Origin of the sequence: Halobellus sp. H-GB7, assembly GCF_030848585.1 — an archaeon.
In the GTDB taxonomy this organism is placed as follows: Archaea; Halobacteriota; Halobacteria; order Halobacteriales; family Haloferacaceae; genus Haloquadratum; species Haloquadratum inordinatus.
Genome location: NZ_JAVDDW010000012.1, coordinates 17,687 through 30,903, shown reverse-complemented (window position 1 = coordinate 30,903; position 13,217 = coordinate 17,687). Strand labels below are relative to the sequence as shown.

Sequence of the window (13,217 nt, the reverse complement as noted above, 5' to 3'; positions counted from 1 at the left end):
TCCGGAGAATTGAATGTACTGATTCACCGCTGACGGGTTTCGGCGGACGAAGGGCGCTGGCGGGCGTCTCCACAACCCCGGGTGACGCCGGCCGTCCCGAGGCCAACGAGGAGGCCTGCTGCGTGGCCGACGTTGATGCTCGCAGGAGATCGGAGGAGTACGGCTGTGAAAACCTCGATGCCGACGAGTCCGGCGGCACAGACGCCGAACAAAAGCGCCAGGAGTTCGAGGTCGGTCACCCGCCCGTGCTGCGGCACGTGCACTAGGGCGAACCCGGCGGCAGCGAAGACGACGCCGCTGATACCGTAGACGGCTACGTTCGGGTCCGATCCGAAAGCGATTCCCCAGCCGGCCAGCGCCGCAATCGAGCCAGCCGCCGCCAGAATCGCCATCGCGGCGAATCGGATCTTCGAGAGGTGTGCCTCCGCGATCCGCCCGAACACGAACAGCGTGAGGACGTTGGGGACGACGTGGGCCAATCCACCGTGGAGTAACGGCGACAGCGGCCAGGCGAGCCACGGCGCGCGGAGGTACACGTAGTTTGTGGTGACGAACACCGACGGCGCGTCCCACAGGACGGTCTGGAAGGCCTGGAGCGCATAGACTGCGCACACCGCCACCGTGAGGAAGTCCGTGATCGGAGCGGACAGCGAACGGTGTTGGGCGAGGACCGGCCGCACCCCGTTGGCGAAGGGGGTGAGCAGATTCGTCACCGAGACGCGCCGCATCGTCTGTACGTCGAACCCGAACCGCTATGAGTGCTTGGGCGAGCGCTCAGGCTGCTCGCGTGGGTTTTTATACGAGGGCACGGCCAGCCACGCCGTGACGTAGTGTTCGCCCCGCGCCGAGTCGCGGTCGTCCGGCACACCGGCGCGGGAGCGGTCGGCCGGCGGTAGCGCAACCTACCCCCACCGAATCCGGTCGAGGACCGGCGTGTCGGCTGTTCGCCCCAGTGTACGGTCGTCTGCACTCACCAGTCGACCCGTCGGATTCTTGTCGTCCCAGCGTGAGGCTCGGACGTGCGACTCGTCCAGGTGATGGTCCCGACCGGGAAGCGAGAGGCCGTACTCGACGTTCTCGACGAGGAGGACGTCGATTACGCCGTTTCCGACGAGACCAGCGGCCGCGATTACACCGCCGTCGTCACGTTCCCGCTCCCGACGGCGGCCGTCGAACCAGTGTTGGACCAACTGCGGGGCGTCGGTATCGAGCGGGACGCCTACACTGTCGTCATCCAGGCTGAGACCGTCGTGTCCGATCGGTTCGAGGCGCTCGAAGAACGCTACGAGGCAGAAGAAGAAGAGAACGGCAACGGCGACCGGATCGCCCGCGAGGAACTCGTCGCGCGAGCGGACGAGATGGCGCCTACGGTCCGACCGTACGTGCTGATGACCGCCGTCAGCGCCGTCGTCGCGACAGCTGGCTTGCTCCTCGACTCGCCCGCCGTCGTCGTCGGCTCGATGGTCATCGCGCCGCTGATCGGCCCAGCGATGGCCGCGAGCGTCGGCACCGTCGTCGACGACCGCGACCTCGCGATCCGCGGCGTCAAGCTCCAGGCACTCGGCGGCGGCCTCGCGATCGCCGCCGCGGCGCTCTTCGCCGTGTTGTTGCGGGTGACGAACGTGGTGCCGCTCACGGCCGCGGAGGTGTTCGCGATCGGTGAGGTCAGAGAGCGTCTCGCGCCCGACGTCCTCTCACTCGTGATCGCGCTCGGTGCGGGCACTGCGGGTGCGGTCTCGCTCGCCTCGGGCGTCTCCTCGGCGCTCGTCGGTGTGATGATCGCCGCCGCCCTCGTCCCACCGACCGCGGTCGTCGGCATCGGCATCGCGTGGGGCGAGCCGCAGTCAGTCGTCGGGTCTGCGGTGCTCGTGCTCGTGAACATCCTCGCGATCAACCTCGTCGCGCTCGTCGTGCTCTGGCGGTTGGGCTACCGCCCGAAGCTCTGGTTCCGCGAGGAGGAGGCTCGCTCGACGACGATACAGCGGATCGCGGTGCTGGCGATAGCCCTCCTACTTCTCACAGGGATGCTCGGCGCGTTCACTTACAGCTCCTATCGGACGAACGACTTCGAGAAAGACGCGACAGCGGCGATCGAAGCCGAACTGCCGCCGGAAGCGATGCTGTTAGATCTCGAAGTGACCTACGAGGGCTTTCCGCTCCAGACGCCGCAGACGATCGTCGTGACCGTCGGCCACCCACCGTCGTCGTCGCCGCCGCCGGTCGCCACGGCAATACGCGACCGCGTTTCGGCGCTCGCCCCGGATCCGATCGGACCGTTCGGCCACGAGGAGATCCGCGTCGAGATCCGCTACGTCGGCGTCGACCGCTCGACGGCGTAGCCAATTCCGTCACGGAACCCGGATGTCACCGGAGTAAGATGCGCCAAATTCAGCGTCAAAGGCTCAAAGAGTTGCTTGCGCCAAGCGCGCGTTCAATAGCCGAGCGAACGAACGGACGTGTATGAACCGTCGAATCGGGTTCACAGCAGTCCTCGTTGCAGCGCTCGTCCTCCTCGCCGGGTGTAGCGGACCGCTCCAGTCCACGACGACCGACGCGGCACCGACCGGAGGCGCAGCCGACGGCACAGCGGCCGGAGACGTGACACGAACGATCTCGACGACCGGCACCGGCGAGGTGTCGGCAGACGCCGATCGAGCAGTGGTGACAGTCGCGGTCACCGCTCGCGCCGACACGGCCGAGGCGGCCCGTAGCGCAGTCGCCGAGAACGCGACGCGGATGCGCGACGCGCTCCGTGACGCCGGGGTCGACGACGAGTCGGTGACGACCGCGTCCTACCGACTCCAGCCCTACTACGCGGACGTCGACCGCAAGACCGGTGAGCGCGACGTCGCCGGCTACGAGGCTATCCACGCGTACCGGATCGAAACGACACCCGACGCCGCCGGGACTGTCGTCGATACCGCCATCGGAAACGGCGCCAGCGAGGTCTACGGCGTGCAGTTCACGCTCAGTGCGGAGACACGCGCCGAGCTCCGCGAGCGGGCACTCGAACGGGCGATGAACGCCGCTCGGACCGACGCCGACGCGATTGCCGCCGCAGCCAATCTCACCGTGACGGGCGTCCAGTCCGCGTCGACCGGCGGTGACTACGGCCCCGTCTACGCAGTCCGTGAGACCGCGGCCGACGCAGGTGGCGCGCCGACACAGTTCGACGCCGGCTCGGTCACTGTCACGGCGCGAGTCGACGTGACGTACACCGCCGCGTAAGTCACGCCGAGGTCAGACGATCAGAAAGAGAACCGCCACGCCGCTGAGAACGACGACACCGAGAACGACCGCGACGAGTCGTCCCAATCGGTACGTGCCGAGAAACAGCGCGAGCACCGCCTTGACGAACGTGTTGGCGATCGCCGCAATGACGATCCCCGTCGTCGCGACCTCGGTCGAGACGGTGCCTTTGGCAGCGAGTCGGCTCAGGGTGATCGTCATTGCGTCGACGTCGGCGAGCCCGGAGAAAAACGCCGTCGCGTACACGCCGGACGCGCCCAGCCACTCGTTGGCGGACTCAGAAACGAGAAGCACGATCGCGAAGACGGCGCCGAAAACGAGCGCCGGTTGCAGTCGAAACGGATTCTTGAGTTCGTCGACCTCGACGGTCTCGGTGGTGGCCGTCCACCAGTAGAGGAACGCTGCCGAGACGGCCCCGACGGCCGTCATCACTCCCAGGGGTAGCGCGACGCTCGGGAGCAATTGGGGGTTGACGACGGACACCTCGACGAGAGCGCGGGGGAACATCACGACCGACGCGGTGACGACCGCAAAGCCACAGATGCGGTACAGCGTCTCGTTTTCGGCCGTCTTGCCCGCCATCGAGACCGTCGTCGCCGTCGAGGAGACGAATCCGCCGATGACGCCGGTGAGTGCGATGCCACGCTCCGGCCCCAAGAAGCGACCGAGCAGGTACGCGGCGAACCCGAGGCCGCTGACGAAGACGACCATCAGCCAGACGAACCGCGGATTGAGGCCGTAGAGTACGTCCATCGATCGGTCGGGGAGCGCCGGGAGAACGACTAACGCGACGAGGATGAACTTCGCTGACGCTCGCCGTTCGTGTTCCTCGATCTGGTCGGCGAACGTGTGGATTGGCTCTTTCACCGAGAGGAGGATCGTAACGACCCCGCCAACGACGACCGCGAGCGTCGCACCGCGATCGGAGTGCATCGTCATCGCGCCTAGAAGCGTCGTGAGCAACGCCGCAACGAGGGTTGTCAGCCCGATGTCTCCCTCGTACCAGACCTTCGCGCCGTATGCGACGGTGAGCGGGACGATGAGGAGACCGAGTGCGACCGAGAAGGTGCTGCGGAAGAAAGTGAAGACGAGCGCCCCATAGAGTGCAAACAACGGGAACGTTCGACTCCCCGCGAACTTGCCGCCGGATTCACTCTGTTCGCGTTCGAGGCCGACGAGTGCGCCGAGACCGAGCGCGACCAGGAGACGCCAGAGGACGTCGACAAAGGGAGCAGTAAGCGGATCAAACATCAGTCACACGTACTCGACCTGTCAGTCCCAGTGAGGAAAGTAATTCGGGACTACTCCTGTCGCGACGGCGGGATGTCGGGCTCCCAACCGACCGCCTCGACCGCCGCGTCGAGCACCTCGTCGACTCCTTCGCCGGTTTCGACGCTCATCTGGAGGTCCGCCTCGACGTCCCGCGAGCGGTCACACTTGTTGTTGACAGTGAGGACGGGGACGTCGCGTTCGCGGAACCGCTCGGCGACAGCGTCGCGGAGTTCCAACTGCGCGTCCAGCGGGTAGCCGCACGCCCCGCTGGCGTCGAGGACGAAAACGACCGCGTCCGCGAGGTGCTCGATCGCGCTCACGGCCTGCCGCTCGATGTCGTTGCGCTCGTCTTCGGGTCTATCGAGCAGGCCCGGCGTATCGATGATCTGATAGCGGACCCGATCGCGCTCGAAGTGTCCGACGTGGACGCCTTTGGTCGTGAACGGATAGCGGGCGATCTCGTTCTTCGCGCGGGTGACGCCGTTGACGAACGACGATTTGCCGACGTTGGGATAGCCGGCGACGACGATCGCCGGTTCGTCCGGTCGGATGTCGGGGAGCGTCTTCAGCGCGTCGCGGGCCTCACCGATCCGTTCGAGGTCGTCTGCGACTTCCTCGACGACGTCCGCCATCCGCGCGAACGCCTGTTTGCGGTGTTTGCGTGCCGTCTCGGGATCGGTCTTGCGGAGCTTCGGCTGGTACTCGCGGCGGAGTTCGGCGATCTGCCGACTCGCCCACGTCACCTCCGAGAGGCTCTGACGGAGTTCGTCGACATCGACGATCGCGTCCGCGAGTTCGTAGTAGAAGGGATCGACCGTGCCGAAGTCGGGCCACTGCGTGACGACGTTCTCGAGGTTGTCCGAGAGGATCGACGAGGCCGTCTGCAGCATCGACTGCTGGGCCTCGAGACCGGACTTCGCGCGCCCCGCGCGGGCCGCCCGCGAGAACGCCTTGTCGAGAAGTTCCTCCGACCGGGGCGTCGTCGGAAGGGACTCGAAAATCATATGCGGTCCGTACTCGGCCGAACCGTAAAAGCGCGTCCGTTCGACCCTGTCACAGGCCGTGCGGCGACGTTGTCGGAAACGCGGCCCTGAGAGCGATCCGTCGGACACCCGCCGACGTTTTGCCGCTCGGAAGCGTGGACACGAGTATGAACACAGACTGGCGTGCCGTCGGCATCGGCTTCCTCGTGATGCTCGTCGTCGGCGCGGTCGGCCTCTCGCTTCCGTTCGTCGGCCAGGTCGGTGCGGGCCTCATCGGCGGGTTCGTCGCGGGCTATCTGGCTGGCGGCGTCGGGAACGGCGCGTGGAACGGGCTAATCGCTGGCTCGATCTCCGGCATCGTGCTCTCTGTGCTCGCCGCGACGATCGGCGGCCTGCTCGGCCTCGCCGGCGGTCCGCTGGGCGGATTCCTCGGCGGTGCGGGCGTCTTCATCGTCGGGGTCGTCCTCACGGTGTTGTTCGCCATCGACAGCGCGATCGGCGGGGCGATCGGTGGCCTGATCAGCGGGTAGTTAGACGATCTCTGACTCCCGATCTACTCGCCTTCGCCCCGGTCGAGGTACTCCTGCTGGACGGCGACGACCTCCGAGGAGTCCTCGCAGTCGGCGTACCGCCGGAGCGGTTCCTCGTTCAGCTCCAGGAAGGTGTGGCCCCACGTGAACTTCGAGAGCAACTGCTCGGCTCGCTCGCGGCGGCCGAAGATCACGAGTCCGGCGGCGAGCGCCTCGACGGTCGTCAGTTGCATCGGCCGCCCGAAGTTGACCGGGTTCGCGGCCACGAGGTACGGGAGCGCGCGGTGTTCGCCGGGGAGTGAGAAGCGGGCCTCCCCCGCAGATTCCCACGAGCAGTCGAGCGCGACGAGCGGGCCCGCGTCGGCGTCTGCAGGCGAGAGCGCACGCTCGGCGTGGGGGTTCAAGACGACGCCGTACGGCGTCGCTCGGTCGGAGCGGTGGAGTTCCACGAGATCGAAGCGCGCGAGCTTTCGGGCCGTGCACTTGTCGGGGTCGTCGTCGCCCTCGTAGCGCACGTGAAGCACCTCGGCAGCGTCGTCCGGTGCAGCGTCCGCAGCGTCGACAGTCACGTCCGATCCGACGAGCGCAGCGGAGAAAAGGCGTTCGTCACGGCCGCGACGTCGCGGGGGTCATACTGTCGGGCAGAACTATGTGAAAATTTTCGGCACCCCGTGGGTGCCAAAATGATTCACGAACTGCTGTCCGACAGTATCAGGCCTCTCGTGGTCCACCGTCTGTCGCCTGCACCTCGACGGTGCCGTCTGCCGACACGCGGACGGTGTGGTCCGCGACAGTGAAGACGACGCGCGCGTCGTCGCCGTCGACGGACGCGAGGAACTGCTCGGCGCGTTCGGTGTCGGCGGCGGTGTAGAGCGGCGCTCCGTCCCAGCAGCCGTCCTCACCGAGCGCGCCGACAATCGTCGCATCGAGTTCCTGCGTGCCCCCGAAGTCGTGACGGGCGATCAACTCCCAGTCGGTCGCGCCCCGTCTGTGTCCGGATCGATCGGTCATAGCAGGGACTACCGCTGTCGATCCCAAGAAACGGCGCGACGGTGCGTCCGGATTTAGCCCAGTTCAGCCGGGTGTCGACGTTAACGAGACGTTATGATGCCAAGAACGGGCAATCGAGGCTATAGTAGCGTTTGCAACGGATTACACAGCCAATCGCACGACTGCGTGCGATTCAGTGCGTGAAGACTTGCAAACGCTACTATAGTTCGGTCGCAGATGGCCGGTCACTCGCGCTTGCCAGCGCCGACGGCCGACTCGCCGACCGGTTCGTGACCCTCGATAACCTCAGTACCGCCCATATACGGACGGAGCGGCTCGGGGACGGTCACGGTGCCGTCGTCGTTCTGATAGTATTCGAGGATGGCGACCATCACGCGGGGGATTGCGAGCCCCGAACCGTTCAGCGTGTGGAGGTAGTCGGCCGATTCGTGGCGTTCGGGACGGTAGCGCAGGCCGGCCCGGCGCGCCTGGAACGCGCCGAAGTTCGAGACCGAGGAGACTTCGAGCCAGCGGCCGCCCTCTGCGGGGCCGTCTTCCATATCGTCGCCGGGTGCCCACACTTCGAGGTCGTACTTCTTCCGCTGAGTGAAGCCGAGGTCGCCCGTACACATCTCCAGGATGCGGTACGGGAGTTCGAGTCGGCGGAGGACCTCCTCGGCCTCGTCGACGAGGCCCTCGAAGCGCTCCTCGCTCTCGTCGGGTCGGACGAAGTTCACCATCTCCACCTTGTTGAACTGGTGGACGCGAACGATACCGCGGGTTTCGGTGCCGTGTTCGCCCGCCTCGCGCCGGAAGTTCGGCGTGTACGCCTGCACTTTCAGCGGGAGATCGTCGTCGAGGAGGATCTCGTCGCGGTACATATTCGTCACCGGGACCTCCGCGGTCGGGCAGAGCCAGAGGTCGTCGTCGTCCCACGGGTCCTCGTTCGCCCCGCCGATGCGGTAGGCGTCCTCGGTGAACTTCGGGAACTGGCCGGTGCCGATCATCGACCGGGAGTTGACCGGGATCGGCGGGAAGACGTCGGTGTAGCCCTGCTCGCGGTGGACGTCGAGCATAAACTGGACCAGGGCGTGTTCGAGTCGCGCGCCGTCGCCCTTCGTGAAGTAGAAGCCGCCACCAGTCACTTTCGCGCCGCGCTGGAAGTCGAGGATCTCCAGTTCCTCGCCGAGGTCGTAGTGAGGGACGACCTCCTCGGGGAGGCTCCGCAAGTCGTCGAAGCCTTCGCGACGGCGTTCGACGTTCTCGGACTCGTCGTCGCCGATCGGGACGTCGTCGTCGGGGATCTGCGGGATCTCTAGGAGCGCCGCTTCGAGTTCGGCTTCGAGTTCGTCGGCGCGTTCCTCGATCTCTTCGAGTTCCGCTTTCAGCTCCTGGGAGCGCTCGATGGCTTCCTGGGCCTCCTCCTCGTTGCCTTCGGCCTTCAGATCGCCGATCTTCGAGGAGATCTGGTTGCGTTCGTGTCGCAGGTCGTCGCCGCGCTGTTTGAGCTCCCGCCACTCCTCGTCGATTGCGAGGACGGAGTCGAGATCGACGTCCTCGACGCCCTTCTGTTCCAGAGCCGCGCGAACCGCCTCGGGGTTCTCGCGGAGGAACTGTCTCCCGATCATACCAGTCGCTTCTTCGGGACCCGGCAAAACCGTGTCGCATCCGCGAGCGGCGTCGGTCGGGAGGTCGGCCTGTGAATCTGCCGGCTGAACGGGACGCTATCGGGGGTGGACAACGAAAAGACACATACCCGAGGGCGGAGTGAACCCAGATATGTCGAATTGGCTCCGTCGACGGTTCACCGACGCGTACGAGCGAATGCTCCGGCGACAGCTCGACGTCGCGCCGACTCACGTCGCGATCATCCAGGACGGCAACCGCCGGTACGCCCGCGAACGCGGCGACGACGCTCCCGACGGGCACCGCGAGGGGGCGAAGACCACCGAGCGCGTCCTGGAGTGGTGCGACGACCTCGGAATCGAGGAGCTGACGCTGTACGCCTTCTCGACGGAGAACTTCGAGCGCCCCGACGGGGAGTTGGAGCCGCTCTTCGATCTGCTGGAGTCGAAACTCCACGAGTTCGCCGACTCCGACCGCGTCCACGAGAACGGCGTTCGGATCGGCGCGATCGGCGACGTCGACGAACTCCCCGAGCGCGTCCGCGACGCCGTCGACTACGCAGAGTCGCGAACGGCCGACTACGACCAGCTTCGACTCAACATCGCGCTCGCGTACGGCGGCCGCTCGGAACTGCTCGGCGCGGCCAGAGAGGTCGCCCACGAGGTCGCCGCCGGCGACCTCGACCCCGAGGACGTCGACGTCGACGCCGTCGAGCGGCGGCTCGCGAAGCACACCACGCGGGACGTCGACCTGATCATCCGGACCGGCGGCGACGAGCGGACCTCGAACTTCCTGCCGTGGCACGCCAACGGCAACGAAGCCGCCGTCTACTTCTGTGCGCCCTACTGGCCGGAGTTCTCGAAGGTCGACTTCCTGCGCGGCCTCCGCACGTACGAGTCGCGCGAGCAGTCCTGGCGGCAGTCGCGAACGGAACGCGCGGTCGCGCTCCTCCGCGCTGTCACCGAGACCGAACTCGCCGACGCGAAGGCCGTCGCCACGCGGCTCCGAGGCCAACTCCCCTCCGCAGGCGCGCGCGTGGTGTCTGCCGAACTGGAGCGCCAGCGTGGGTCCGAGCCGGTCGAGCGCGCCGATTGACGGCCGAATCGACGCACGATCAGCGGTCGGCCGGCGCGCAGTCAGCGACCGAACCGTCGCTGCCGATTCTGGTAGTCGAGGACGGCCCTGAGGTAGTCCCGGCGGCGGAAATCACGCCAGTTCACGTCGGTGAAGTACAGTTCCGAGTAGACGGACTGCCAGATGAGAAAGTCCGAGAGCCGCTCGGCGCCGGTCTTGATGAGGAGGTCGGGTTCGTCGTCGAAGACGAGTCGGTCCTCGATCTGTTCGGCGTCGACCGACTCGGGATCGAGGTCGCCCGAGTCGACCGATTCGGCGATGCCCTGCACGGCGGCGGCGAACTCGCGCTTTCCTCCCAGGCCGATGTTGATCCGGATCGGTGCGTCGGCGCGTTCGGTGTCGCCCGGCCCGCGGACGGCGACCGGGCGGGGGCCGTCGACGGTCCGCAGTTCGCGTTCCAGCGTCGGCACGACGGCCTCGTCGAGGACGCTCACCGAAATCGTGACGCGCTCGGCGCCGTACTCGAAGGCCCACCCGAGAAACTCCGAGAGCGTCTCGTAGGCGCCTTGCTCTAAGAGGTCGCGCTCGGTGATCACGACGGCGACGTGTGCGGGCGGGTCGGCGTCGTGGAGTCGGTGGCGGAGGGCGAGATAGCGATCGTACAGTCCCACGCGAGAGCGTGCGCCCCGGAGCGATATATGCCTCCGGGTTCGCCCGCAACGCGGATTGAAGTATAGCAATTAATGATGTTTGAGTAAGCCCTATTATGTTTAAGTATGCACGGTGATTTGCGGATAAATCGCGGAAGCAAATAGGAATGCGAACGATAGTGAATCAATCTGAATTTACGCGAATAGCAGTTCGGGGGATCCACGCCCGATGAACCCACTCGGGGAGGTGCTGCAGCGACCGCTGTTGCGGTATCTGCTGCGTCCGGTAGCGGCTTTTGGAGGCGTCGTCGCGGTCGGCGTCGCCGGGTTCAGTTCGCTCGGCGGCATCGGCATCGTCGACGCGCTCTTTTGGTTGCTGGACCCGACGAGCATCGAACTCCACTTTCAGGCGCACGAGGGGCCGGAGACGCTGGTGAAAGGATATGCGGTCGTCGTGCTGTCGGGACTCGTCGTCGCCGGATTGTGGATCGGCGAGACGGTCTTCTCGGCCGCGTTCGGCGGACAGATTCAGACGGAGCTGAAAGAGATGCAAATCGAACGGACGGTCGACGAGTTGCACGGGCACATCATCATTTGCGGATACGGCACGTTCGGGAAGACGGTCGCTCAATCGATGCAGGACGCCGAAACGGACGTCGTCGTGATCGAGCAGGAGAACGCCCCGTTCCAGCGCGCGCTCGACGACGAGATCCTCGCGATCCAGGGCGACGCGCGGCGTGAGGAGACCCTGACTGATGCCGGCGTCAAGCAGGCCTCGACCGTCGTCGGCGCGATCGACGACTCGAACGCGAACATCCAGATCGCGATGGCCGCGAGCCAGATCGCGCCGACCGTGCGACTGGTCGTTCGGGTCGGCGACGAGATGTACGAACCGCTCGCGCGCCGCGCCGGAGCCGACGAGGTGATCATCCCGGAGATCGCGAGCGCCGAACAGGTGACGACGACGCTCTAACGGGTTCAAGCCGGGGTTACGACCGCGACGTCGACGCAGTACCACACCCGATGTCGGGAGGGTTAAGTGCGCGTCGGGGGTATCCGGGGGTGTGCAATCGACGCTCCGGCGGGCGAGCGGGTTCGCCCTGGTGGGGACGATGGCGGTTGCCGCGCCGGTGCTCGGCCGGGCGGCGTTCGTCCCGTTCGCCGCCGTCGCGCTCTTTGCGGCGTTCGTGATCACGGACGGCCCGCTGTTCGAGTTGTTCGCCCGCCCCAGCGACAGACGGGAGGGGCGGCTGAACGGGCTCGCCGGCTTCGCGCTGGCGGCCGCCGGACTCGCAATTCTCGCGACCGAAATCGGACTCCCGGTCCCGCTGTTCGTCGCCGCCGTGTTAGTCCTCGCGTACGGAAACCTCGGCAAGCGACTCGTCGCCGAAACCTCCGACGAGCCGTTCCTCGGAGCTGCCGGGTTCGTGATCGGTGGAAGCGTCGCCGGCGTCGCCGGACAGGCCGCGGTCGCCTCGCTGACGGCCGCGCCGATCGTCGCCCCGCGGTTCGCCTTCCTCGCCGTCGCCGGATCGCTGGTCGCCGCGCTCTTCCGTGAGATGCTCTTCGAGCGCGACGATCCGCTGGTGATGCTCTCGACGGGCCTGCTGCTGTGGCTGTTCGACGCGCTCGCGGTCTCGGTCGGGACGGTGGACGTGGCGGCCGCACTCGGCGTCACGATCCTCCTCGGGTACGCCTCTTACGCGCTCGGGGCCGCCTCGGTCGCCGGAATGCTCTCGGGCGTCCTGCTGGGTCTCCTCGTCATCGTCTTCGGCGGCCTCGGCTGGTTCGCCGTGCTCATCAGTTTCTTCGGCATCGGCGCGCTCTCGACGAAATTTAAATACGAGGAGAAGAAGCGCCGCGGCGTCGCCGAGGAGAACGAAGGCGCGCGCGGCACCGGCAACGTCCTCGGAAACGCCACGGTCGCGCTCGTCTGCGTGATCGGCTTCGCCGCCAGCCACTCGCTGCCGGTGGACGGAACGCTCTTTCAGTTCGCCTTCGCCGGGTCGATGGCGGCCGCACTGAGCGACACGCTCTCCTCGGAGATCGGCGGCCTCTACGACGACCCGCGGCTCATCACGACGCTCGAACCCGTCTCCCCGGGAACCGACGGCGGCGTGACCTGGCAGGGCGAGGTGTTCGGACTCCTCGGCGCGGGCATCGTCGGCGGCGTCGCGCTCGCGCTCCTCCCGGAGGTGACGCTGCTTGGCGCCGCCGTCGTCACGGTCGGCGGCTTCCTCGGGATGACCGCCGACAGCGTCCTGGGAGCGACCGTCGAAGGGCCGCAGTTCGGCAACGAGGCGGTCAACTTCGTCGCGACGCTCGTCGGCGCGGTCGTCAGCACCCTCGCCGCGTTCGTCCTGTTCTGAGCCGTGATCCGTCCCGCGCGCCCCTCTGACGCGCAGGCGCTCGCGACGCTTCAGTCGTATCTCGACGCGCCCGCACCCGAACTGCTCGCCTCGTTCGCCGCCGTCGGGACGTGTCTCGTCGCCGTCGACGAGAGCGACGACCGGCCCGTCGGCTACCTGCTCGTCATCGACGGAGAGGACGCCCACATCGCGGAACTGGTCGTCCATCCCGAGCATCGACGCGAGGGACACGCGCGGGCACTGCTCGAAGCGGCGATCGGGCGCTCGGCACCGGGCACGCGAGTGACCCTCGTCGTCGCCGCCGACAACGATCCGGCGCGGTCGCTGTACGAATCGCTCGGCTTTCGAGAGATCGAGCACCGACCGGAGTTCTACGGGGCAGAAAACGGTGAAGCGACCGACGCCGTCGTCTACGCCTACGACGTCGGTCGCGACGGTGCCGAGCCGTGACCTCGCCTGCGTTCGGTGAACTCG

The 13,217-nt window shown here is 66.9% G+C and carries 14 protein-coding genes; 7 read left to right on the top strand and 7 right to left on the bottom strand.

Going from position 1 to position 13,217, the window contains the following annotated elements; translation table 11 throughout:
- Positions 1-23: 23 nt before the first annotated feature.
- Positions 24-728, bottom strand: coding sequence for a rhomboid family intramembrane serine protease (locus RBH22_RS15585; protein WP_256288716.1), 705 nt, complete (start codon positions 726-728; stop codon positions 24-26).
- A 291-nt stretch (positions 729-1,019) separates the two neighbouring features.
- Between RBH22_RS15585 and RBH22_RS15580 the strand changes: the two genes are divergently transcribed.
- The gene (locus RBH22_RS15580) at positions 1,020-2,339 is read left to right on the top strand and encodes a TIGR00341 family protein (RefSeq protein ID WP_306678134.1); all 1,320 of its coding nucleotides are present in this window, start codon (positions 1,020-1,022) and stop codon (positions 2,337-2,339) included.
- A gap of 121 nt (positions 2,340-2,460) precedes the next feature.
- Positions 2,461-3,228 (top strand): SIMPL domain-containing protein, encoded by a 768-nt coding sequence (locus tag RBH22_RS15575; protein WP_306678133.1) that lies wholly within the window; start codon positions 2,461-2,463, stop codon positions 3,226-3,228.
- A 12-nt stretch (positions 3,229-3,240) separates the two neighbouring features.
- Here RBH22_RS15575 and RBH22_RS15570 read toward each other — a convergent pair whose 3' ends face one another.
- Positions 3,241-4,500: a DUF4010 domain-containing protein gene (locus tag RBH22_RS15570; RefSeq protein WP_306678132.1), complete on the bottom strand. Its 1,260-nt coding sequence runs from the start codon at positions 4,498-4,500 to the stop codon at positions 3,241-3,243.
- 50 nt (positions 4,501-4,550) lie between these two features.
- Positions 4,551-5,525, bottom strand: coding sequence for an NOG1 family protein (locus RBH22_RS15565; protein WP_121568598.1), 975 nt, complete (start codon positions 5,523-5,525; stop codon positions 4,551-4,553).
- 146 nt (positions 5,526-5,671) lie between these two features.
- Between RBH22_RS15565 and RBH22_RS15560 the strand changes: the two genes are divergently transcribed.
- A complete protein-coding gene (locus RBH22_RS15560) occupies positions 5,672-6,034 on the top strand; it encodes a DUF5518 domain-containing protein (protein WP_256545995.1) in 363 nt (120 codons plus the stop codon).
- Positions 6,035-6,057: 23 nt separating this feature from the next.
- On the opposite strand, the gene RBH22_RS15555 is transcribed toward RBH22_RS15560, so the two are convergent.
- The 3 genes from RBH22_RS15555 to serS all read right to left on the bottom strand — a co-directional run bounded on the left by RBH22_RS15555 (position 6,058) and on the right by serS (position 8,652).
- Positions 6,058-6,558, bottom strand: coding sequence for a DUF367 family protein (locus RBH22_RS15555; protein WP_256288905.1), 501 nt, complete (start codon positions 6,556-6,558; stop codon positions 6,058-6,060).
- A gap of 187 nt (positions 6,559-6,745) precedes the next feature.
- Positions 6,746-7,045 (bottom strand): HalOD1 output domain-containing protein, encoded by a 300-nt coding sequence (locus RBH22_RS15550; protein ID WP_306678131.1) that lies wholly within the window; start codon positions 7,043-7,045, stop codon positions 6,746-6,748.
- A gap of 224 nt (positions 7,046-7,269) precedes the next feature.
- A complete protein-coding gene (gene serS / locus RBH22_RS15545; RefSeq protein WP_256288710.1) occupies positions 7,270-8,652 on the bottom strand; it encodes a serine--tRNA ligase in 1,383 nt (460 codons plus the stop codon).
- Positions 8,653-8,803: 151 nt separating this feature from the next.
- Here serS and uppS point away from each other — a divergent pair, with 151 nt between their 5' ends.
- Positions 8,804-9,745: a polyprenyl diphosphate synthase gene (uppS, locus tag RBH22_RS15540; protein WP_306678130.1), complete on the top strand. Its 942-nt coding sequence runs from the start codon at positions 8,804-8,806 to the stop codon at positions 9,743-9,745.
- A 41-nt stretch (positions 9,746-9,786) separates the two neighbouring features.
- Here the strand turns inward: uppS and RBH22_RS15535 are convergent, their stop codons facing one another.
- On the bottom strand, positions 9,787-10,395 hold the full coding sequence (locus RBH22_RS15535) for an undecaprenyl diphosphate synthase family protein (RefSeq protein ID WP_256288708.1): 609 nt from the start codon (positions 10,393-10,395) through the stop codon (positions 9,787-9,789).
- A 208-nt stretch (positions 10,396-10,603) separates the two neighbouring features.
- Here RBH22_RS15535 and RBH22_RS15530 point away from each other — a divergent pair, with 208 nt between their 5' ends.
- From RBH22_RS15530 to RBH22_RS15520, 3 genes are all read left to right on the top strand, one after another.
- Positions 10,604-11,347, top strand: coding sequence for an NAD(P)-binding protein (locus tag RBH22_RS15530; protein ID WP_256288706.1), 744 nt, complete (start codon positions 10,604-10,606; stop codon positions 11,345-11,347).
- Between the two features lie 139 nt (positions 11,348-11,486).
- Positions 11,487-12,743 carry a DUF92 domain-containing protein gene (locus RBH22_RS15525; RefSeq protein ID WP_256288904.1) on the top strand — a complete coding sequence of 419 codons (1,257 nt, stop codon included), beginning with the start codon at positions 11,487-11,489 and terminating at the stop codon, positions 12,741-12,743.
- Between the two features lie 3 nt (positions 12,744-12,746).
- Complete coding sequence (locus tag RBH22_RS15520; RefSeq protein ID WP_306678129.1) at positions 12,747-13,193, top strand: N-acetyltransferase; 447 nt, start codon at positions 12,747-12,749, stop codon at positions 13,191-13,193.
- The last annotated feature ends 24 nt before the right edge of the window (positions 13,194-13,217 follow it).

Coding starts and splice junctions, on each gene's coding strand:
- RBH22_RS15585 (WP_256288716.1), bottom strand. CDS start 728: ATGCGGCGCGTCTCGGTGACGAATCTGCTCACCCCCTTCGCCAACGGG.
- RBH22_RS15575 (WP_306678133.1), top strand. CDS start 2,461: ATGAACCGTCGAATCGGGTTCACAGCAGTCCTCGTTGCAGCGCTCGTC.
- RBH22_RS15570 (WP_306678132.1), bottom strand. CDS start 4,500: ATGTTTGATCCGCTTACTGCTCCCTTTGTCGACGTCCTCTGGCGTCTC.
- RBH22_RS15565 (WP_121568598.1), bottom strand. CDS start 5,525: ATGATTTTCGAGTCCCTTCCGACGACGCCCCGGTCGGAGGAACTTCTC.
- RBH22_RS15560 (WP_256545995.1), top strand. CDS start 5,672: ATGAACACAGACTGGCGTGCCGTCGGCATCGGCTTCCTCGTGATGCTC.
- RBH22_RS15550 (WP_306678131.1), bottom strand. CDS start 7,045: ATGACCGATCGATCCGGACACAGACGGGGCGCGACCGACTGGGAGTTG.
- serS (WP_256288710.1), bottom strand. CDS start 8,652: ATGATCGGGAGACAGTTCCTCCGCGAGAACCCCGAGGCGGTTCGCGCG.
- uppS (WP_306678130.1), top strand. CDS start 8,804: ATGTCGAATTGGCTCCGTCGACGGTTCACCGACGCGTACGAGCGAATG.
- RBH22_RS15530 (WP_256288706.1), top strand. CDS start 10,604: ATGAACCCACTCGGGGAGGTGCTGCAGCGACCGCTGTTGCGGTATCTG.
- RBH22_RS15525 (WP_256288904.1), top strand. CDS start 11,487: ATGGCGGTTGCCGCGCCGGTGCTCGGCCGGGCGGCGTTCGTCCCGTTC.